The 20125-nt window shown below is 74.1% G+C and carries 16 protein-coding genes; 7 read left to right on the top strand and 9 right to left on the bottom strand.

The window, feature by feature from the left end; all coding sequences use genetic code 11:
* The first annotated feature begins 14 nt into the window (after nt 1-14).
* A complete protein-coding gene (locus tag ACH4SL_RS23100) occupies nt 15-1037 on the top strand; it encodes a PHP domain-containing protein (protein ID WP_398448460.1) in 1023 nt (340 codons plus the stop codon).
* Between the two features lie 81 nt (nt 1038-1118).
* Here the strand turns inward: ACH4SL_RS23100 and ACH4SL_RS23095 are convergent, their stop codons facing one another.
* The 7 genes from ACH4SL_RS23095 to ACH4SL_RS23065 form a co-directional block, all read right to left on the bottom strand.
* Nucleotides 1119-3209, bottom strand: coding sequence for a cellulose binding domain-containing protein (locus ACH4SL_RS23095; RefSeq protein ID WP_398448458.1), 2091 nt, complete (start codon nt 3207-3209; stop codon nt 1119-1121).
* A 164-nt stretch (nt 3210-3373) separates the two neighbouring features.
* A complete protein-coding gene (gene sthA, locus ACH4SL_RS23090) occupies nt 3374-4777 on the bottom strand; it encodes a Si-specific NAD(P)(+) transhydrogenase (protein WP_398448456.1) in 1404 nt (467 codons plus the stop codon).
* Nucleotides 4778-4845: 68 nt separating this feature from the next.
* Complete coding sequence (locus ACH4SL_RS23085) at nt 4846-7209, bottom strand: glycoside hydrolase family 65 protein (protein WP_398448454.1); 2364 nt, start codon at nt 7207-7209, stop codon at nt 4846-4848.
* Nucleotides 7206-7949: an HAD family hydrolase gene (locus ACH4SL_RS23080; protein WP_398448452.1), complete on the bottom strand. Its 744-nt coding sequence runs from the start codon at nt 7947-7949 to the stop codon at nt 7206-7208. Before ACH4SL_RS23080 ends, ACH4SL_RS23085 begins: the two co-directional genes overlap by 4 nt.
* A 102-nt stretch (nt 7950-8051) precedes the next feature.
* Nucleotides 8052-8717, bottom strand: coding sequence for an epimerase (locus ACH4SL_RS23075; RefSeq protein WP_398448449.1), 666 nt, complete (start codon nt 8715-8717; stop codon nt 8052-8054).
* A 139-nt stretch (nt 8718-8856) separates the two neighbouring features.
* Entirely contained in the window at nt 8857-9495 is a 639-nt protein-coding gene (locus tag ACH4SL_RS23070; RefSeq protein ID WP_398448447.1) for an NAD(P)-dependent oxidoreductase, read from the bottom strand.
* A 120-nt stretch (nt 9496-9615) separates the two neighbouring features.
* Nucleotides 9616-10080 carry a MarR family winged helix-turn-helix transcriptional regulator gene (locus ACH4SL_RS23065; protein ID WP_398448445.1) on the bottom strand — a complete coding sequence of 155 codons (465 nt, stop codon included), beginning with the start codon at nt 10078-10080 and terminating at the stop codon, nt 9616-9618.
* Between the two features lie 197 nt (nt 10081-10277).
* Between ACH4SL_RS23065 and ACH4SL_RS23060 the strand changes: the two genes are divergently transcribed.
* Nucleotides 10278-11522, top strand: a complete 1245-nt coding sequence (locus ACH4SL_RS23060) for an MFS transporter (RefSeq protein ID WP_398448443.1) — start codon at nt 10278-10280, stop codon at nt 11520-11522.
* Here ACH4SL_RS23060 and ACH4SL_RS23055 read toward each other — a convergent pair.
* On the bottom strand, nt 11494-12015 hold the full coding sequence (locus ACH4SL_RS23055) for a hypothetical protein (RefSeq protein WP_398448440.1): 522 nt from the start codon (nt 12013-12015) through the stop codon (nt 11494-11496). The two genes, ACH4SL_RS23060 and ACH4SL_RS23055, sit on opposite strands and share 29 nt — an antisense overlap.
* Before the next feature lie 272 nt (nt 12016-12287).
* Here ACH4SL_RS23055 and ACH4SL_RS23050 point away from each other — a divergent pair, with 272 nt between their 5' ends.
* Nucleotides 12288-13652 carry an NAD(P)/FAD-dependent oxidoreductase gene (locus tag ACH4SL_RS23050; RefSeq protein WP_398448438.1) on the top strand — a complete coding sequence of 455 codons (1365 nt, stop codon included), beginning with the start codon at nt 12288-12290 and terminating at the stop codon, nt 13650-13652.
* A 55-nt stretch (nt 13653-13707) separates the two neighbouring features.
* Here the strand turns inward: ACH4SL_RS23050 and ACH4SL_RS23045 are convergent, their stop codons facing one another.
* On the bottom strand, nt 13708-15735 hold the full coding sequence (locus ACH4SL_RS23045) for a SpoIIE family protein phosphatase (protein ID WP_398448436.1): 2028 nt from the start codon (nt 15733-15735) through the stop codon (nt 13708-13710).
* 120 nt (nt 15736-15855) lie between these two features.
* Here ACH4SL_RS23045 and ACH4SL_RS23040 point away from each other — a divergent pair, with 120 nt between their 5' ends.
* The 4 genes from ACH4SL_RS23040 to araD all read left to right on the top strand — a co-directional run bounded on the left by ACH4SL_RS23040 (nt 15856) and on the right by araD (nt 20109).
* The gene (locus ACH4SL_RS23040; RefSeq protein WP_398448433.1) at nt 15856-16557 is read left to right on the top strand and encodes a ribonuclease H; all 702 of its coding nucleotides are present in this window, start codon (nt 15856-15858) and stop codon (nt 16555-16557) included.
* A gap of 269 nt (nt 16558-16826) precedes the next feature.
* Nucleotides 16827-17474 carry a GntR family transcriptional regulator gene (locus ACH4SL_RS23035; protein ID WP_398448431.1) on the top strand — a complete coding sequence of 216 codons (648 nt, stop codon included), beginning with the start codon at nt 16827-16829 and terminating at the stop codon, nt 17472-17474.
* On the top strand, nt 17474-18382 hold the full coding sequence (locus ACH4SL_RS23030; RefSeq protein WP_398448429.1) for a dihydrodipicolinate synthase family protein: 909 nt from the start codon (nt 17474-17476) through the stop codon (nt 18380-18382). Before ACH4SL_RS23035 ends, ACH4SL_RS23030 begins: the two co-directional genes overlap by 1 nt.
* Nucleotides 18379-20109, top strand: a complete 1731-nt coding sequence (araD, locus tag ACH4SL_RS23025; RefSeq protein WP_398448427.1) for an L-arabinonate dehydratase — start codon at nt 18379-18381, stop codon at nt 20107-20109. The genes ACH4SL_RS23030 and araD overlap by 4 nt, the downstream gene beginning before the upstream one ends.
* Nucleotides 20110-20125 lie beyond the last annotated feature (16 nt).

Below are 20125 nucleotides of genomic sequence, written 5' to 3'. Positions count from 1 at the left end.
GGAAGCTGCTCTCCATGGAGCCGATCGAGGCGCTGGAGCGGATCGCCTTCCTGCTGGAGCGCGCCGACGCGCCCGTCTACCGTATCCGCGCGTTCCGCAACGCCGCCGCCGTGCTGGCCGGACTGCCGCCCGGCGAGCTGGAGCGGCGTACGGCGGACCGCCGCTTCACCGACCTGCGGGGCATCGGCAGCACCACCGGGACGGTGCTCGCCGAGGCCGCGCGGGGGCGCACCCCCGGCTACCTCGCCGACCTCGAACGCGACCACGGCGGCCCGCCCGCCGGCGGGGGCGCCGCCCTGCGGGCGGCGCTGCGCGGCGACTGCCACCTGCACTCCGACTGGTCCGACGGCAACAGCCCGATCGCGGTGATGGCGGACGCCGCCCGCGCCGAAGGGCACGAGTGGGCGGTGCTCACCGACCACTCGCCGCGGCTGCGCGTCGCCCACGGACTGACCGCCGACCGGCTGCGCCGCCAGCTGGACACGGTCGCCGAGCTGAACGAGCAGCTCGCGCCCTTCCGGCTGCTGACCGGCATCGAGTGCGACATCCTCCCGGACGGCTCGCTCGACCAGGACGAGGAGCTGCTCGGGCGGCTGGACGTCGTCGTCGCGTCGGCGCACTCCGAGCTGCGGATGGCCGCGCCCGCCTTCACCCGCCGGCTGCTCGCCGCGGTCGGCAACCCGCTGGTGGACGTCCTCGGCCACTGCACGAACCGGCTGGTCGGCGAGCGCCGTAGCCGCCCGGAGTCCGCGTACGACGCCGAGGCGGTCTTCGCCGCGTGCGCCGCGGCCGGTACCGCGGTGGAGATCAACAGCAGCCCGCAGCGGCTCGACCCGCCGCGCCGGCTGCTCGCCCTGGCCAGGGACGCGGGCGTGCTCTTCGCGATCGACAGCGACGCCCACGCGCCCGGTCAGCTCGGCTGGCAGGCCTACGGCTGTGCGCGCGCCGAGGAGGCCGGGATCCCGGCCGGGCGCGTGGTCACCACCTGGAGCGCGGAGCGGTTGCTGGCCTGGAGCGGCGGCCGGCGCCTGCCGTGAGGGGCCGGGAAAAGCGCCTGCCGCGCCCGGCGCCCCTGACAGGCGCCGGGTGCGGCAGGCAGTCCCGGGAAGGGAAGGATGTCACACCGTGGTGCACACCGTCCCGTTGAGGGTGAAGACCGTCGGCGACTGGTAGGCGCCGTTGTTGGCGCCGGTGAAGCCGAAGGTCGCCGAGTTGCCGCCGTCCGGGGCGAGCGTGGCGTTCCAGTCGACCGGGGTCGCCGTCACATGGCTGCCGTCGGACTTCAGGTTGGCGTTCCAGAAGCCGCTGACCGACTCGCCGCTGCTCGGGAAGGTGAAGGCGAGCGTCCAGCCGTCGATGGTCGCCGGCCCGGTGTTGGTCACCGTCACGTTCGCGTTGAAGCCGTTGCCCCAGCCGGCCGTCAGAGCGTACGACACCTTGCAGGTGGAGTCCTGCGGGGTGCCGGTGCGGACGGTGAGCGGGTCCGAGGGCCGTGACAGGTGGCCGCTGGAGTCCCTGGCCAGGATGTTCCAGGTGCCGGTGCTGCCGGGCACCAGGTTGTGGACGGTCGCCGAGGTGCCGGTGGAGGTCGCCACCAGCTCGCTGTTGGCGCCGATCTGCCGGTAGACCTCGTAGCGGTCGACCTTGCCGCCGGTCGACGGCGTCCAGCTCACCGTCGCGGTCGTGGCGTCCGCGGCGGTGACCTTCGGGGTGCCCGGCGCGCTCAGGGCCGAGCCGCTGCCGGCCTTCGGGTGGACGGTCACGGTGGTGATCGAGTACGGCGGGAGCGTCCAGCTGCCGGTGTTCGGCGCGGTGGCGCTGTCGATCGAGGAGGCCTGGTCGCGGAAGGTGTCGACGGTGGCCGCCCCGCCGTCCGGCAGGAAGTTCTGGTAGCTCAGGGCCACGGTCTGCGCCTTGGCCGGGTCCTTGTTGATCAGCATGACGCTCAGGTCGCCGTTCTTGCGGTGCACCGCGTGCGCCGCCACCAGCGGGCTGCCGCTGGCCGCCCCGATCAGCTGGTCGCCGGGGGTGCCGAGGTGGCTGAGCATCGAGATGGCGTGGTAGGGCGCGAAGGGCGTGTTGAGCGGCGGCTCGCACACGTCGCCGACGCAGGTGCCGCTGGAGAGGATGCCGTAGTCGTTGAAGTCCGTCGCGCCGTCCGGGGCGGTGCTGATCGCGCCGGGCCCGTTGTGGGTGTCCCACCAGTCGACGGTGAAGACGCCGCTCTGCAGCGCGGTGAGGTACGCGTCGGCGCCGAACAGCGCGTTGGGCTGGGTGTCCTCGAAGACGTTGGAGTTCAGCTCGGTCAGCGCGACCGGCATGTCCGCCGCGCCGCCCTCGGCCAGCTGGTCGTGCAGCTGGGCCAGCTCGCCCGACAGCTGGGAGGGGGTGTTGAGCATCCCGGCCGCGTCCGAGCCGCCCGGGTACCAGTGGACGATGACGAAGTCGGCCTTGCCGGCGATGAGCGGGATCACCGTGTGGTTCCAGTCCGACGTCTCGCTGCCCGCCATCACCCCGTCCGGCCAGTTGCCGGGCAGCGTCAGGACCGCGCCGACCTTGACCGTGGGGTCGACGGCCTTCATCGCGGCGGCGTAGTCGGCGACGTTGTGCGCGTAGGCCGTGGGCGAGGTGTCGGCGTGGTTGTCGGTCTCCCAGTTGCCGCCGTAGTGGCTGTTGCCGTAGAGCTCGTTGCCGACCTCCCAGAACTTCGCGCCGTAGCCCTTGGTGACGTTGGAGTAGCGCACCCAGTCCGCGGCTTCCTGCGGGGTGCCGGAGCCGTAGTTGGCGATCAGGATGGGCTGGGCGCCGATCTTCTTGACGGTGCCCATGAAGGCGTCGAAGTCGGTGCCGGGCGCGACGTAGCCGCCGGGGGCGGTGTTGTCGACCCAGTGGTAGATGTCGCCGTAGGAGCCGCCGGGGTAGCGCATCATGCCGATGTTCGCGGCCGACAGCAGGTCCTGGACCTCGGGGACGTTCATCTGGGAGTCCCACACCGCGCTGTTGAGGCCGTAGGCGGTGTCCGGGATGGTGCCCTGGCCCTCGGCGGCGTTCACCGTGACGCCGACGGGCTGCGGGGCCGGGGCGCCTGGGTCGTCGGCCAGCGCGGTGCCGCCGCCGGCCAGCAGCGCGGCGCCGAGCGCCAGCGCGGAGGCGCAGGCGGCGAGCCGTCTGCGCGGATGTGCCGAGCTTTTCGCAATGCCTGGACGCAACGGTCTCTCACCTTCGCGAGGCGTGACGTGTGGGGGTGTGCGCGGTGCGGTGCGGTGCAGAGCGTGGGAGCGCTCCCATATTTGGCACGGCGACCCCCGTTGTCAATGCCCGGGCGCGGACCGGGAGTCGGGCCCGGACCGCGCCCGGGGGCGGACGCGGGGTGTCAGTCGCCGAGCCGGTCGATCTGCCGCATGCGGTTGGTGACGTCGAGCGCCGCGACCTTGTACGACTCCGCCAGCGTCGGGTAGTTGAAGACCGCGTCGACCAGGTAGTCCACCGTCCCGCCGCAGCCCATCACGGCGTGCCCGATGTGGATCAGCTCGGTCGCGCCGGTGCCGAAGCAGTGCACCCCGAGCAGCCGCCGGTCCTGCGGCGACACCAGCAGCTTGAGCATGCCGTGCGCGTCGCCGATGATCTGGCCGCGGGCCAGCTCGCGGTAGCGCGAGACGCCCACCTCGAAGGGGATGGAGGCGTCGGTCAGCTCGTCCTCGGTGCGGCCGACGAAGCTGATCTCCGGGATCGTGTAGATGCCGATCGGCTGGAGGTCGGCGAGCGCGTGCGCCGGCTCGCCGAAGGCGTGGTAGGCCGCGCAGCGGCCCTGCTCCATCGAGGTCGCGGCGAGGGCCGGGAAGCCTATGACGTCGCCGACCGCGTAGATGTGCGGCACCGCGGTGCGGTAGTGCTCGTCCACCGCGAGCCGCCCGCGCTTGTCCGCGGCCAGGCCCGCCTTGTCCAGGGCCAGTTCGTCGGTGAGGCCCTGCCGCCCCGCGGAGTACATGACGGCGTCGGCGGCGATCTTCTTGCCGCTCGCCAGCACCGTCAGGGTGCCGTTCTCGTGCCGCTCCACGGCCGCGACGGTCTCGCCGAAGCGGAAGGTCACCCCGAGGTCGCGCAGGTGGTAGCGCAGCGCCTCGACGATCTCGGCGTCGCAGAAGTCCAGCATCGCCTCGCGCTGCTCGACGACCGTGATCCGGCTGCCCAGCGCGGCGAACATCGAGGCGTACTCCATGCCGATCACCCCGGCGCCGACGATCACCATGGAGCGCGGCACCCGCTCCATGCGCAGCACGCTGTCGGAGTCCATCACCGTGCGGTCGTCGAATTCGACGCTCGCCGGGCGGGCCGGCCGGGTGCCGGTGGCGATGACGATGCGGTCGGCGGTCACCACCTGCTCCTGGCCGCCCGCGCCGGTCACGGCCACGCTGTGCTCGTCCAGGAAGCGCCCGGTGCCGTCCAGCACCGTGATGCGGTTGCGGGACAGCTGGCTGCGCACCACGTCCACCTCGCGGCCGACGACGTGCTGCGTCCTGGCCGTCAGGTCGGCGACGGTGATGTCCTCCTTGAGCCGGTAGCTCTGCCCGTACAGATCCCGCTGGTTGAGGCCGGTGAGGTAGAGCACCGCCTCGCGCAGCGTCTTGGACGGGATGGTGCCGGTGTGCAGGGACACCCCGCCGAGCCGGTCGGTGCGGTCCACCAGGGCCGCCCGCCTGCCGAGTTTCGCGGCCGCGATGGCCGCCTTCTGCCCGCCGGGGCCCGAACCGATCACCAGGATGTCGTAGTCGCGCACCCGGCCAGTCTGTCAGCCCGGCCGCGCGGCCGTCACGGCTTCGGTACGGGCGGGGCCCGGTGCGGCGGCTACTTCGGGTGCTGCGGGCGGCGCAGCGGGGCGCGGCCCGGCGGCTGGGCGGGCGGCGGGCGGTGTTCGGGAACGGGCAGCCCGTGCTCGGCGGGCTTGTCCGTGGTGAGGGTGAACTCCTCGTCGTAGTGCACCAGTTGGAGCGGCTCGCCCGAGGCCAGGGTGTACGTCGCGGTGCTGCGGCCGACCTCCACCCGCAGCCGGCGGCCGCGGAAGAGCAGCCGGAAGGAGATGCGGCTGAGGGTCTCCGGCAGCCGCGGGGCGAAGCGCAGCCGGCCGCCGTCGAAGAGGCGCATCCCGCCGAGCCCGGCCACCAGCGCCGTCCAGGTGCCGGCCAGCGCCGCGATGTGCAGCCCGTCGCGGGCGTTGTTCTCCAGGTCCTCCAGGTCGATCATCGCCGACTCGCCGAGGTAGTCGTACGCCAGCTGCAGATGCCCGACCTCGGCGGCGAGCACCGACTGCCCGAAGGCCGACAGCGACGAGTCGCGTACGGTCAGCGGCTCGTAGTAGGCGAAGTTGCGGGCCTTCTGCTCCAGCGTGAAGGCGTCCCCGCGCAGGTACATCGCCAGCACCAGGTCCGCCTGCTTGACGACCTGCTTGCGGTAGAGGTCGAAGTACGGGTAATGCAGCATCAGCGGGTAGTTGTCCTCGGGTGTGCCCCCGAAGTCCCAGACCTGGTGTCGGGTGTAGCCCACCGACTGCTCGTGCACCCCCAGGTCCTCGTCGAAGGGCAGCGCCATCGACGCCGCGGCGTCCCGCCAGGCCGCCGTCTCCTCGTCGGTCACGCCGAATTCGGCGGCGTGCCGCGGGTGCCGCTCGGCCGCGTCCGCGGCGGCCTCCAGGTTCGCCTGCGCCATGAGGTTGGTGTAGGCGTTGTCGTCGCTGATGGCGCTGTATTCGTCGGGCCCGGTCACGCCGTCGATGTGGAAGGCGCCCGCGTGGTCGTGGTGGCCCAGCGAGCGCCACAACCGGGCGGTCTCGACGAGGAGTTCGAGCCCGGTGTCGCGCTCGAAGGCCTCGTCGCCGGTGACGGAGACGTAGCGTACGACCGCGTCGGCGATGTCGGCGTTGACGTGGAAGGCGGCGGTGCCGGCCGGCCAGTAGCCGGACGCCTCCTCGCCGTTGATCGTCCGCCACGGGAAGGCCGCGCCCGCGAAGCCCAGTTGGCGGGCCCGCTCCTTCGCGGCCGGCAGCGTGTTGCGCCGCCAGCGCAGCACCTCGGCGGCGGCCCGCGGCGAGGTGTAGGTCAGCAGCGGCAGCACGAAGGTCTCGGCGTCCCAGAAGGTGTGGCCGTCGTAGCCGGAGCCGGTCAGGCCCTTGGCGGGGATGGCCCGCTCCTCGGCCCGCGCGCCGACCTGGAGCACGTGGAAGAGCGCGAAGCGCACCGCCTGCTGGATCTCGGTGTCGCCGTCCACCTCGACGTCGGCGCGCTCCCAGAAGTCGTCCATGTACGCGCGCTGCTGGTCCAGCAGCCCCTGCCAGCCGGTGTCCCTGGCGCCCACCAGCGCGGCGTCCGCCTGGTCGCGCAGCGCCGGCAGCGAGCGGGTCGCCGACCACCCGTAGGCGACGAACTTCTCCAGCCGCAGCGTCTGCCCGGCGCCCACCACCGAGGTGACGGTCAGCCGGCTCACGTCGTCGGCGGAGTCCGCCGACACCTGCGTGGTGCCCGCCGGGCCCTCCACCCGGTGGTCGGCCGCCACCGCGACCCGCAGCCTGCTGCGGGTGGTGGAGTGCACCAGTCGCAGCCGGGTGCCCGTGGCGGAGTGCTCCTCGCCCAGCAGCGGCGAGGACAGCGCGGCCGACACCCGCGGGTCGCCGGGGGAGTGCGGCACCTCCTCGTTGGCCGCCAGCTCCGACTGCACCACCAGCCGCACCTCGCCGTCCAGCGGCTCGACCTCGTAGGAGATGGCGGCGACCGAGCGCTGCCGGAAGGACACCATCCGGGTCGAGCGCACCCGCACCGCGCGCCCGGCGGGCGAGACCCACTCGCACTCCCGGCGCAGCACCCCGGCCCGCAGGTCCAGCTCCCGCACATGGCTGCGGACCGTGCCGTAGCGCAGGTCGAACGGCTCGTCGTCGACCAGCAGCCGGATCAGCTTGCCGTTGGTGACGTTGATGACCGTCTGCCCGGACTCCGGGTAGCCGTAGCCGGCCTCGGCGTACGGCAGCGGGTGCAGCTCGTGCAGCCCGTTGAGGTACGTGCCGGGCAGGCCGTTGGGCTCGCCCTCGTCGAGGTTGCCGCGCCAGCCGATGTGGCCGTTGGACAGCGCGAACACCGATTCGCTCTGCGGCAGCAGATCGAGGTTGAGCTCCAGTTCGCGCAGGCTCCACGGCGAGACCTCGTAGGCCGGGTCGGTGATCACCTGGCGGGCTCCAGCAGCTCGGCGAGGTCGGTGACGACCGTGTCGGCGCCGTGCCGGCGCAGCTCCTCGGCCTGCCCGGTGCGGTCCACGCCCACCACCTGACCGAACCGCCCGGCGCGCCCGGCGTCCATGCCGACCAGCGCGTCCTCGAAGACGGCGGACTCGTCCGGGCCGCAGCCCAGGTCGCTCGCCGCCTCCAGGTAGGTGTCCGGCTTGGGCTTGCCGCGCAGGCCCCGCTCGCGGGCCACGTTGCCGTCGATACGCACATCGAGCAGCTGCTCGATCCCGGCGGCCACCAGCACGTCCCGGCAGTTGGCGGAGGAGGAGACCACCGCGGTGCGCAGGCCCGCGGCGCGCACCGCCTCCAGGTAGCGCACCGAGCCGGGGTAGGGCCGGACGCCCTTCTCCCGGATCTTGTCCAGCACCAGCACGTTCTTGCGGTTGCCGACGCCGTGCACGGTGTTCAGCTCGGGCGGGTCGTCCTCCTCGCCCTCGGGCAGCTCGATGCCGCGCGAGGACAGGAAGCTGCGCACCCCGTCGGCGCGCGGCCGGCCGTCGACGTAGGTGTCGTAGTCCGCGGTCGCGTCGAAGGGCTGGAAGTCCGGTCCCTCGATGGTGCGCAGGACCGCGTCGAAGGTGTCCTTCCAGGCGGCGGCGTGCACCAGCGCCGTCGGGGTGAGGACACCGTCGAGGTCGAAGAGGCAGGCACGGATGCCGTCGGGAAGGCCGATCTCGGTCATGACGCTGCTTGTGCCCGCTGACCGCGCAGGGTATGTCCGCCGTTCCGGAAGACCGCCCGACTCGCCGTACGGCCGCCCGCCGTCCGGGCGGGGGCGCGGCGCTCAGGCGCCGAGCCGGTTGATGTCCCGGGTGGAGAGGATGTGCGGGCCCGCGCCCTCCAGCCGTACGGCCGCCAGCATCGACCGGCCCAGCAGCGCGGTGGTGGTCACGCGGTCCGGCACCAGCCGGTGCGCCGCCGGGTAGAGCCACGAGGTCAGCCGGTAGATCGTGCGGTAGAGCGGGGTGCGGGAGACGGCGCCGTCCACCGGGCGGATCCAGCCGGGGCGGAACATGTACGCGCGCATGTCCAGGGCCAGCAGCGCGTTCTCGGTGCGGCCCTTGACCCTGGCCCAGGCCACCCGGCCCTGCTCGGTGCTGTCGGTGCCGGCGCCCGAGACGTAGGTGAACGTCAGGTCGGGGTTGCCGGCCGACAGCAGGCGTGCGGCGGCCAGCGGGAAGTCGTAGCTGACCCGGCGGTAGACCTCGGCGCTGTGGCCGGTGGTGGAGACCCCCAGGCAGTAGAAGCAGGCGTCCGCGCCGGCCAGCTCGTCCGCGATCGGGGCGAGGTCGGTGAAGTCGGCGTGCGCGACCTCGCGCAGCTTGGGGTGGCCGACGCCCAGCGGGCCTCGCCCGACCGCGACCACCTCGGTCACGCCGTCGTCCAGCAGCGCGGCGCGCAGCGCCCCGTGCCCGACCATGCCCGAGGCACCGAAGACAACCACCTTCATCGCGGGCCGCCGCCGCCTTCCCGAATCCGCCGTCACCGCTGTCCGGGCGACTGCGGCGCCCGCGGAGGGACGATCGTAACGCCCCCGCGCAACTGCCCCGGCGGGCGGCCCGGTTCGCCTCCCGCCCCGTCCCGCGCGCTCAGTCCGCGACCACCGCGATCTTGTGCAGGTAGTCGCCGGAGACGGCCCGGCCCAGCAGGAAGTCGGCGACGTCCGCCCGGGAGACGGTCGGCATCCCGTGCAGCGCGAGCTTCTCGCCGTGCCGGTAGCGGCGGGTGTGGGCGCCGTTGGTGAGCATCACCGGGTAGACCAGCGTCCAGTCCAGGCCGCTGCCGCGCAGCACCCGCTCGCCCGCGGCCTTGTCGGCGTAGACCCGGCCGAGCAGCAGCCGGTAGCCGAGCCGGGGGAGCGGCGGGACCTCCCCGAGCGTGTCGCCCACGCCGAGGCCGGACAGCCACACCACCCGGGAGACCTCCGCGGCGCGCATCGCCGCCACGATCCGCGGCGCCGCCTGCGCCATGACGGCGGGCGCGCGCAGGCCCTGCCAGGTGCGGGCGGTGCCCAGCGCGACCACCACGGCGTCGGCGCCGGTGACCGCGGCGGTGACCGCGTCCTGGTCGGACGTCACCTGCCCGACGGCGATCGTCAGCCCGGAGTGCGCGGGCGGCGCCTTGGCCGGGTCGCGCACGAAGGCGGTCACCTCGTGGCCGGCGGCCAGCGCCTGGGCGACCACCTGGCGCCCGGTCGCGCCGCTGCTGCCGAAGACCGCGATCCGCACGGCGTCCTCCCGCTGCTGTCGTGTCCGGTGCCGCTGCCGGCCGGCGGGGTACGCGGGCGGCACGCCGGGCCGCGGCCCCGCTCGTACCGTACCCGCGCACGGCGCGGGCGGGGCGGGGTGTCAGGCGCCGACCGGGTCGGCGAGGTGTTCGACGGCGCTGACCAGCCGGGCGAGCTGCGGGTCCTGGGCGGCCTGGTCGAGGGCCTCGCGCAGTGCCGCGTTGTTGGTCGGGCGGGCGGCGTCGAGCAGCTCGGCGCCGGCCGGGGTGACGTCGGTGTAGATGCCGCGCCGGTCGGTCGGGCACAGGTAGCGCGACAGCAGCCCGCGCTCCTCCAGCCGGGTGACCAGCCGGGTCGTCGCGGACTGGCTGAGCACCACCGCGTCGGCGACCTGCTTCATCTGCAGATGGCCGCCCTCGCCGTCGTGCTGCCGGCTGAGCACGTCCAGCAGCGAGAACTCCCGGACGCTCAGCTCGTGGTCGGTCTGGAGCGCGCGCTCGATGTGCGCCTCGATCCGGCCGTGCAGCAGGGACAGCGCGCACCACCCGCCGGCGAGTGCGGTCATGGCCGGATCCGTGGCGGTCATCGCTCCTCCTGGCCCGGTGCGGGCGGTCCGGCGCCCGGCTCCGCTGCCGTGCGCGCTCGCCCCACTCTAACGCGCTTGCAATTAATCCGCGTCTGCAATTATTGTCAACGCTTGTTACGTGCCCCCGCGGGCAACGTGTCGCCGCGCCCTGCGGCGGGACCAGCCGTGCGGCGGGATTACCGGAAGGGTTGCCTCTCATGCCTCTCGCGCTGCTGGCCCTGGCCATCGGGGCCTTCGGGATCGGCACCACGGAATTCGTCCCCATCGGGCTGCTGCCGCAGATCTCCGACGCCTTCGGCGTCCCGGTCCCGACCGCGGGCCTGGCCGTCACCGGGTACGCGCTCGGCGTCGTCGCCGGGGCGCCGCTGATGACGGCGCTGGGCACCCGTGTCACCCGCAAGCGGATGCTGATGCTGCTCATGGGGCTGTTCACGGTCGGCAACCTGGTCTCGGCCGCCGCCCCCGACTTCGCCGTGCTGCTGGCCGGGCGGGTGATCACCTCGCTCGCGCACGGCGCCTTCTTCGGCATCGGCTCGGTCGTCGCGGCCGAGCTGGTCGCGCCCGCCCGGCGGGCCGGCGCGATCGCGATGATGTTCACCGGGCTGACCGTCGCCAACGTGATCGGCGTGCCGCTCGGCACCCTCGTCGGCCAGGGCGCGGGCTGGCGGGTCACCTTCCTGGTGGTCGCCGCCCTCGGCGTGGCGGGCCTGCTCGGCGTCGCCCGCCTGGTGCCCGACCTGCCGCGCCCGGCGGGCGTGAGCCTGCGGCACGAGCTCGCCGTCCTCCGCAACGCGCAGGTGCTGCTCGCGCTCGGCACGACCGTCTTCGGCTTCGGCGGGGTCTTCGCCGCCATCACCTACCTGGCGCCGATGATGACCGACGTCGCGGGCTTCTCCGACGACGGCGTGACCTGGCTGCTGGTGCTGCTCGGCCTCGGCATGGTCGTCGGCAACCTGGCCGGCGGCCGGCTCGCCGACCGGCGGCTGATGCCCGCGCTGCTCACCGCGCTCGTCGGGCTGGCCGCGGTGCTCGCCGCCTTCACCGTGACCGCGCACCACCGGACCGCCGCGGCCGTCACCGTCTTCGCCGTCGGCGCGCTCGGCTTCGCCACCACCCCGCCGCTGCAGAAGCGGGTGCTCGACCAGGCCGCGGGCGCGCCGACACTCGCCTCGGCCGCCAACATCGGCGCCTTCAACCTCGGCAACGCGCTCGCCGCCTGGCTCGGCGGCCTGGTCATCTCGGCCGGCCACGGCTACACCGCCGCCAACTGGGTCGGGGTCGGCCTGGCCGGCGGCGCGGTGCTGCTGGCCGTGGCGTCGATGGTGCTGGAGCGCGGCGGCGCCCGCCGCCCGGGCCGCGTCGTCGCCCGTTCCGCCGTCGCGGACCCGGCCGCGGCGGGCGCCGCCGCCGAGCTCAGCCCGCGGGGGTCGCGCCCACGCTGACGTACGTGACGTCGACGGTGGCGGGCTGCGCCGTCGCGCTCGTCGGCGCCGGGACGAAGCCCACCGTGCCGGTGCCGGAGCACGGCAGGTCCAGGGACTGCGGGATCGGCACCTTCACGCCGTACGCCTTGATCTCGGTGGCCGGCGCCGCGGAGGTCGGGTTCCCGAAGGCGACCAGGACGTGGTCGGCGGAGTCGCCGGTCCAGCCGACCCGGGCCGCGGCCGGGGCGGCCCCGGCGACCAGTTGGACCGAGACCGTCTGGCCGGCCAGCGGGTGGCCGGTCGAGGTGCCGCCCACCGGGCCGAAGCAGCCGACCTGGATCACCGCGCCGATCGTGGCGCCGTTGACCTGCCCGACGAAGGTCTGGTGTGCCTTGATCGGCAGCGGGTCGACCTGGGCCGCCGCCGCGGACGACATCCCGACGGCGCCACCCAGCAGGGCGACGGCCGCGGCGATGCCGCCGTTGCGTAACCGATGGTTCGTGCTGCGCATGTCTACCTCCGGACGTGGGGGACCCGGGGCCGGCCGCGGCCCCGGGGAACAACGAGGGCGAACCGTGCGAGAGCACCTGCATCGTAGTGGCCCCCGCCCCGGACGGACCCCGCCCGGAAGCGCTCCGTCCGGCCGTACGGGACGGCCTCCGCCCGGGGTCCCCCGGCTGGCGGGGGCCCGGACACCGGGGTAGGACAGGAGCAGGTGCGAAGCCGCCGGCGGTGGGAAGGCGTACGACCGGACCGCACGCAGCCCCAGAAGGGACGGACATCGTGGCACGACCCAGGATCCTCGTGGTGGGAGCCGGCTTCGCCGGAGTGGGCTGCGTCCGCAGGCTGGAGCGCAACCTCGGCCCGGACGAGGCGGACATCGCCCTCGTGACGCCGTTCTCCTACCAGCTCTACCTGCCCCTGCTGCCGCAGGTCGCCTCCGGCATCCTCACCCCGCAGTCGATCGCCGTGTCGCTGCGGCGCAGCAGGCGCTTCCGCACCCGGATCATCCCCGGCGGCGCGGTCGGCGTGGACACCGCGGCCAAGGTGTGCGTGGTGCGGACGATAACGGACGAGATGGTCAACGAGCCCTACGACTACCTCGTCCTCGCCCCCGGCAGCGTCACCCGCACCTTCGACATCCCCGGCCTGCTCGACAACGCCCGCGGGATGAAGACGCTCGCCGAGGCCGCGTACGTACGCGACCACGTCATCGCGCAGCTGGACCTCGCCGACGCCTCCCACGACCTCGCCGAGCGCGAGTCGCGGCTGCAGTTCGTGGTGGTCGGCGGCGGCTACGCGGGCACCGAGACCGCGGCCTGCCTGCAGCGGCTGACGACCGCCGCGCTGCACCGCTACCCGCGCCTCGACCCGAAGCTCATCAAGTGGCACCTGATCGACATCGCCCCCAAGCTCATGCCCGAGCTGGGCGACAAGCTCGGCAGCAGCGCCCAGCAGATCCTGCGCGACCGCGGCATCGAGATCTCGCTCGGCACCTCGGTCGCCAAGGCCTCGCCGACCGAGGTGACCTTCACCGACGGCCGGGTGGTGCCCTGCCGCACCCTCATCTGGACCGCGGGCGTGGTGGCGAGCCCGCTGATCGGCACGCTGGACGCGGAGACCGCACGCGGCCGCCTCGTCGTCACCCCCGAGATGACGGTGCCCGGCCGGGACGGGGTCTTCGCCCTCGGCGACGCCGCGGCCGTCCCCGACCTCACCAAGGACGCGGAGGACGCGGTCTGCCCGCCCACCGCGCAGCACGCCATGCGGCAGGGCGTACGCGCCGCCGACAACGTCATCGCGGCCGTGCGGCACCAGCCGCTCAAGGCCTACCGGCACAAGGACATGGGCCTGGTCGTCGACCTCGGCGGCCGCGACGCGGTGTCCAAGCCGCTGGGCATCGAGCTGCGCGGCATGCCCGCGCAGGCCGTCGCCCGCGGCTACCACTGGTCGGCGCTGCGCACCAACGTCGCCAAGGCCCGGGTGATGACCAACTGGCTGCTCAACGCGGCGGCCGGGGACGATTTCGTGCGCACCGGCTTCCAGTCGCGCAAGCCCGCCACACTGCGGGACTTCGAGTACACCGACGCGTACCTGTCGCCCGAGGAGCTGCGCGAGCAGATCGCCGGGATGCAGCCGCAGACCTGACGGGGGAGCGGCGGGAGGGGCGCGGCAGGCGCCCCTCCCGCCGCTGCCTGCGTCGTCAGAAGTCCTCGGAGTCGTCCATCCGGTCCAGCACCGCCGCCGCGTCCTCCTCGGCCAGCTCCTGGGCGCCGTCCTCCTCCTCGGCCTCCTCGTCCTCCCACAGCGAGAACCACACCGTCTTGCCCTCCGACTCCGGCCGTACGCTCCACTGGCCGGACAGGATGTCCAGCAGCATCAGCCCGCGGCCCGACGACGCCAGCTCGCCCGGGTTGCGCTGGTGCGGCAGCTCGTCGCCGTTGTCGGACACCTCCACCCGCAGCACCCGGCGGCCCGGCTCGCCGGTCAGCGAGGCGGTCAGCGACGCGGACTGGTCGGTGTGCATGAGCACGTTCCCGACCAGCTCCGAGGTCAGCAGGACCGCGGTGTCCACCTGGTCCTGCTGAGCCCAGTCGTGCAGCAGCGCCTGGAGCTCGGCACGGGCCTCCGACAGGCCCTGCGCCTGGTCCTGCTCGATGGTCAGCGCGAGCTTGCGCTCGGGCACCGCCCGCTGGACGACCCCGGCGTCGCGGCGCAGCAGCACCAGCGCGATGTCGTCCTCGTTGCGCGGCGCCAGGTCGTGCCGGGCGCCCGCCGCCGCGCGCTCGTCGCTGCCCTCGGGGCCGCGCTGCGCCGACTGGGCCAGCGGGTCGTGCACCGCGCGGATGAGGGTGTCCGCGATGCCCTCCAGATCCTCGGCAGGCCCCGGCGAGAAGGCGTCCCTGACCCGCACCCAGCCGCTGTACATGTCGTGCCCGCCGGTCTCGATCAGGCCGTCGGTGCACAGCATCAGGATCTCGTCGGGCCGCAGCTCCATGTCGGTGACCGGGAAGTCCTCGGTGCCGGGCATCAGGCCCAGCGGCAGCCCGCCGCCCACGTGCTTGAGCATGCACGTGCCGTCCGCGAGCCGCAGCACCGGGTGCGGGTGGCCGGCCCGGGCGATGTGCAGCAGGCCCGACGCGGGCTCCGCCTCGATGTACAGGCAGGTCGCGAAGCGGTCGTCGTCGAGGGCGGCCAGGAAGCGCGAGGCGCGGGCCAGGACCGCGTCCGGGCCGTGGCCCTCGGCGGCGTAGGCGTGCACGGCGGTGCGCAGCTGCGCCATCAGGGCGGCGGCGTGCACGTCGTGGCCCTGGACGTCGCCGATGACGACGGCGAGCCGGCCGCCGGGCAGGTTGATCACGTCGTACCAGTCGCCGCCGACCACCAGCCCGCCGCCGGTCGGGATGTAGCGGGTGGCGAGCGTCAGCCCCGGGGCGGCGGGCGGCGTCGCGCCCATGCTGCGCCGCAGCCCGCGGGAGAGGGCCAGTTCCGCGGCGCCGGTCCGGGTGCGCTCCAGGGCCTGCGCGACCAGCCGGGAGGCGAGCACCAGCAGCGCCCGCTCGTCCTCGGTGAAGGCCACCGGGTCGCGGAAGGCCATCAGGCACACCGCGCTGACGGTGCCCGACGTGACGAGCGGCAGGAAGGCCCAGGACTTCCGCCCGTGCCGGGAGGCGATCGGCCAGGTGGCGGGGAAGCGCTCGCGGTATTCGGCGGCCGACGCCAGGTAGACCGGGCGGCCGGTGCCGATCACCTCGGTGGCCGGGAAGGCCGAGTCCGCCGGCATCCGGAAGGCCTCCTCGCCCTCCCGGCGGCGGAATCCGTACTGGCCCAGCACCTTCAGGTACTTGTCGGTGAGGCCGAAGACGACCAGCCCGTCCAGCGTGAAGCCGGGGGCGAAGAGCCTGGTCACGGTCTTGAGGGCGCCGGACAGCGAGTCGGCCTCGGCGAGGTCGTGGCCGGCCTCCAGCAGCGCGGCGTCCCGCAGCCGGCCCTCGGCGGGCGCGCGGCGGGCACCCGGAGCGGAATCCGGCCCGGCGTCCGGGGGAGGGGCGCCCGGATGGTCGGTGAAGCGGTTCATGGCGTCGATCTGCTGCTGCCCCGCGAGGTCGGGCTCCGCGGCCGCCCCGGCCCTCTCGGGCCCGCCCTCCGGCTCCGCGGGCCCGCCGGTCCCGGCCTGCGTGTCGGCCTCCGACGGCTCGCGCGGCGCCGGACGGCCCGCTCCGTTGCCCATCCCGGCGCCCTCTCGCCGCAGCGGTGGTCCTGTCCGTACCCATGCTGGGCGACGGCGGCGGCGCCCGCATGCCGAGCGCGCCCGCCGGGGGCGATGTGCTTTCCCGCCGGGGGAGCTGGCATGCTCGGACACGTGGGTGAACGCATCATCGCCGCGTGTGACGGGGCATCGAAGGGCAATCCTGGACCTGCGGCCTGGGCCTGGGTCATCGCCGACGACCGGGGTGAACCGCTCCGCTGGGAGGCCGGTCCGCTGGGCAGCACGACCAACAACGTGGCCGAGCTGACCGCGCTCGAACGGCTGCTGGAGGCGGTCGAACCGGACGTCGCGCTGGAGGTCCGGATGGACTCCCAGTACGCCATGAAGGCCGTCACGACCTGGCTGCCCGGCTGGAAGCGCAAGGGCTGGAAGACCGCGGCGGGCAAGCCCGTGGCCAACCAGGAGCTGGTGGTGCGCATCGACGCGCTGCTGGCCGGGCGCGCGGTGGAATTCCGCTACGTGCCCGCGCACCAGGTCGACGGCGACCGGCTCAACGACTTCGCCGACCGCGCCGCCAGCAACGCCGCCGTGGTCCAGGAGCCGGCCGGCAGCGCCCTCGGCTCGCCGCCGCCCCCGCGCACCCCCGACGCGGTGCGCAAGGCGCCGCGCCCGGCGCGCTCCGGCGGCGCCGCGGGCGGCGCGTCCGGCGGGTCGGGAGGCGGCGGCCCCGCCCGTACCCTCAAGGCCAAATACCCCGGCCGCTGCCGCTGCGGGCGGGGATACGCCCCCGGCGAGCTGATCGCCAAGAACGCCGACGGCTGGGGCCACCCCGACTGCCGCTGACCCGCCGCCTCCACCCGGCCGTGTGCCCCTGACCTGCTGGTCCGCGGCCCGCCGCGGCCGCACCCCACCGCCCCCGTCCCCGCGCACCCCGCGCGGCGGCGGGGGCTTTCGCACGCCCGGGCCCGCTCCTGCGGCTCCCGGCCGGCCGGGAAACAGCCCGCGCCCGTTCGTGCGCAGGGCATTGACGCCCGCACCCTGTGGCCCTACGGTCATCCGCGTCGTACTTCGTACGTCATATATGAGACCTGATACGTGAGATCTGAGAGCCCATGACCTTCGCGCCCACGCCGATCCCGTCCCGGACCCAGTACGTCCTCGAAGCGATCAAGCACCGCATCCTCACCGGGCAGCTCAGTCCTGGGCAGGCCCTGGTCGAGGCGGACCTGGCGGCGCAGTTCGGGGTGTCCAAGACCCCGGTGCGCGAGGCGCTCAAGACGCTCGCCGGCACGGGCCTGGTGGTCATGAGCCAGTACAAGGGCGTCACCGTGCGGACCGTGGACGCCGACATGGCCCGCGAGGTCTACGACGTACGCCTGCTGCTCGAACCCGAGGCGCTGCGCCGCACCATCGCCCGCCAGGCCTCGCTCGCCGAGGCGCAGGAGGCGCTGGAGCGCGCGGCCGGCGCCGAGGACCGGGCCGACCGCAGCCTCGCCAACCGCGACTTCCACCGCGCCCTCTACCTGCCGTGCGGCAACCCGCTGCTGGCCAGGATGCTCGACGAGCTGCGCGACCAGGCCGCGCTGGTGTCCACCGTCGCCTGGGCCGCGGACCCGTCGTGGGAGCGGGAGGCGAGCGAGCACGAGGAGATCCTCCGGCTGGCCCTGGCCGGTGACGCGGACGAGGCGACGCGGCTGCTGCACACGCACATCGCGGTCTTCTTCCGCCGTGCGTTCCCCGACGACGAGGAGGGTGTCTGATGGACCGTTCCGCGCTCACGGCCGCGCTCGCCGGTGTGGTGGCGATCCCGGTGATCCCCTTCGGCACCGACGGCGGTATCGACCGGGACGCCTACCGGCTGCTGCTGCGGCGGCTGCTCGACGGCGGCATCTCCACCGTCACGCCGAACGGCAACACCGGCGAGTTCTACGCCCTGACCCCGCAGGAGCGGCAGGCCGTCGTCCTCGACACGCTCGCCGAGACCGCGGACCGGCCCGCCGCCACCGTGATCGTCGGCGTCGGCCACGACCTGCCGACCGCGATCGGCGCCGCCGAGCACGCCAGGGACTGCGGGGCCGCGATGGTGATGGTGCACCAGCCCGTGCACCCGTACGTCTCGCAGGACGGCTGGGTCGCCTACCACCGCGCCATCGCCGAGGCGGTGCCGGAGCTGGGCGTCGTGCCGTACATCCGCAACCCGCTGCTGGACGGCGAGTGGCTGGCCGAGCTGGGCGGGAGCTGCCCCAACGTGATCGGCGTGAAGTACGCGGTGCCGGACGCCGCCCGCTTCGCCGCCTTCGCGCGGGACGCCGGGCTGGAGCGCTACGTGTGGCTCGCGGGCCTCGCCGAGCTGTACGCGCCCGCGTACTTCGCGGCCGGCGCCACCGGCTTCACCTCGGGCCTGGCCAACGTGGCGCCGCGGATCTCGCTGGAGATGCTCGCCGCGCTGCGCGGCGGCGACTACCCGGCCGCGATGAAGGTGTGGGAGCAGATCCGCGCCTTCGAGGACCTGCGGGCCGCCCGGCAGTCCGCCGACAACGTCACCGTGGTCAAGGAGGCGCTGGCCTCGCTCGGCCTGTGCCGCCGCGAGGTCCGCCCGCCCAGCAGCGCGCTGCCCCAGGAGCGGCGCGCCGAGGTCGCCGCCGCGGTGGAGGGCTGGGGGCTGTGACCGGCACCGAGAGCACCCGGCCGCCGCTGCGCAGCAGCGCCTGGTACGACGGCGAGGGCCTGCGGGCCTTCAGCCACCGGGCCAGGACCCGGCAACTCGGCTACCTGCCCGAGGAGCACCTGGGCAAGCCGGTGATCGCCGTGCTGAACACCTGGTCGGACATCAACCCCTGCCACAGCCACCTGCGCGAGCGGGCCCAGGCCGTCAAGCGCGGGGTGTGGCAGGCCGGCGGCTTCCCGCTGGAATTCCCCGTCGCCACGCTGTCGGAGACCTTCCAGAAGCCGACCCCGATGCTCTACCGCAACCTGCTCGCGATGGAGACCGAGGAGCTGCTGCGCTCCTACCCGGTCGACGGCGCGGTGCTGCTCGGCGGCTGCGACAAGACCACGCCCGCGCTGCTGATGGGCGCGGCCAGCGCCGACCTGCCCGCCCTCTTCGTCCCGGCCGGGCCGATGCTCCCCGGCCACTGGCGCAACGTCGTGCTCGGCTCGGGCACGGACATGTGGAAGTACTGGGACGACAAGCGCGCGGGCCTGATCGGCGACTGCGAGATGGCCGAACTGGAGAGCGGGCTCGCCCGCTCGCCCGGCCACTGCATGACGATGGGCACCGCCTCCACGCTGACCGCCGCCGCCGAGGCGCTCGGCATGACGATGCCCGGCGCGTCCTCGATCCCGGCGGTGGACTCCGGGCACGAGCGGATGGCCGCCGCGAGCGGCGCCCGTATCGTCGAGCTGGTCCGCCGGGACCTGCGCCCCTCGGCGATCCTGACCCGCGAGGCGTACGAGGACGCCGTCACGACCGTGCTCGCGCTCGGCGGCTCCACCAACGCGGTGATCCACCTCGTCGCGATGGCCGGCCGCTCCCGGGTACCGCTCACGCTGGACGACTTCGACCGGCTCGCCCGCGACGTGCCCGTGCTCGCCAACGTCCGGCCCGGCGGCCGGTATCTGATGGAGGACTTCCACTTCGCCGGCGGCCTGCCCGGACTGCTGTCCCGGATCACCCCGCTGCTGCACCTGGACCGCCCCACCGTCGCCCACGACAGCCTGCGCGAGCAGCTGGCCGGCGCGCTGGTGCACGACGACGACGTGATCCGCCACCCGGCGAACGCGCTCGCCGCCGAGGGCGGCATCGCGGTGCTGCGCGGCAACCTCTGCCCGGACGGCGCGGTCGTCAAGCACATCGCCGCCGAGCCGCACCTGCTCACCCACACCGGCCCGGCCGTCGTCTTCGACGACTACCGCACCCTCCAGGCGACCGTGAACGACCCCGCGCTCGGCATCACCGCCGACAGCGTGCTGGTGCTGCGCAACTCCGGGCCGCTCGGCGGGCCCGGCATGCCCGAGTACGGGATGCTCCCGATCCCCGACCACCTGCTCAAGCAGGGCGTCCGCGACATGGTCAGGATCTCCGACGCCCGGATGAGCGGCACCAGTTACGGCGCCTGCGTGCTGCACATCGCCCCCGAGTCGTACGTCGGCGGCCCGCTCGCGCTGGTCCGCGACCACGACCTGATCACCCTCGACGTGCCGGGCCGCACCCTGCACCTGGACGTCGACGACGCCGAACTCGACCGCCGCCGCGCCGAGCTGAAGCCGCCGCCGGCCCGCTACGGGCGCGGCTACGGCGCCCTCTACCAGGACCAGATCACCCAGGCCGACACGGGCTGCGACTTCCGCTTCCTCGCCGCACCCGGCGACGTCCCGGAACCCCACGTGTCATAGCGAAGGAGCCCTGAGG

The organism is Streptomyces sp. NPDC021020 (genome assembly GCF_044333285.1).
Lineage (GTDB): Bacteria > Actinomycetota > Actinomycetes > Streptomycetales > Streptomycetaceae > Actinacidiphila.
Note: the sequence above shows the minus strand (reverse complement) of the source record. Positions and strands in the feature narration are given on the sequence as shown.

Bases quoted from the DNA above. Each gene is read 5' to 3' on its own strand.
- ACH4SL_RS23100 (WP_398448460.1), top strand. From the start codon at position 15: ATGGAGCCGATCGAGGCGCTGGAGCGGATCGCCTTCCTGCTGGAGCGC.
- ACH4SL_RS23060 (WP_398448443.1), top strand. From the start codon at position 10,278: ATGCCTCTCGCGCTGCTGGCCCTGGCCATCGGGGCCTTCGGGATCGGC.
- ACH4SL_RS23055 (WP_398448440.1), bottom strand. From the start codon at position 12,015: ATGCGCAGCACGAACCATCGGTTACGCAACGGCGGCATCGCCGCGGCC.
- ACH4SL_RS23035 (WP_398448431.1), top strand. From the start codon at position 16,827: ATGACCTTCGCGCCCACGCCGATCCCGTCCCGGACCCAGTACGTCCTC.
- ACH4SL_RS23080 (WP_398448452.1), bottom strand. From the start codon at position 7,949: ATGACCGAGATCGGCCTTCCCGACGGCATCCGTGCCTGCCTCTTCGAC.
- ACH4SL_RS23065 (WP_398448445.1), bottom strand. From the start codon at position 10,080: ATGACCGCCACGGATCCGGCCATGACCGCACTCGCCGGCGGGTGGTGC.
- ACH4SL_RS23040 (WP_398448433.1), top strand. From the start codon at position 15,856: ATGCTCGGACACGTGGGTGAACGCATCATCGCCGCGTGTGACGGGGCA.
- ACH4SL_RS23045 (WP_398448436.1), bottom strand. From the start codon at position 15,735: ATGGGCAACGGAGCGGGCCGTCCGGCGCCGCGCGAGCCGTCGGAGGCC.
- ACH4SL_RS23030 (WP_398448429.1), top strand. From the start codon at position 17,474: ATGGACCGTTCCGCGCTCACGGCCGCGCTCGCCGGTGTGGTGGCGATC.
- ACH4SL_RS23075 (WP_398448449.1), bottom strand. From the start codon at position 8,717: ATGAAGGTGGTTGTCTTCGGTGCCTCGGGCATGGTCGGGCACGGGGCG.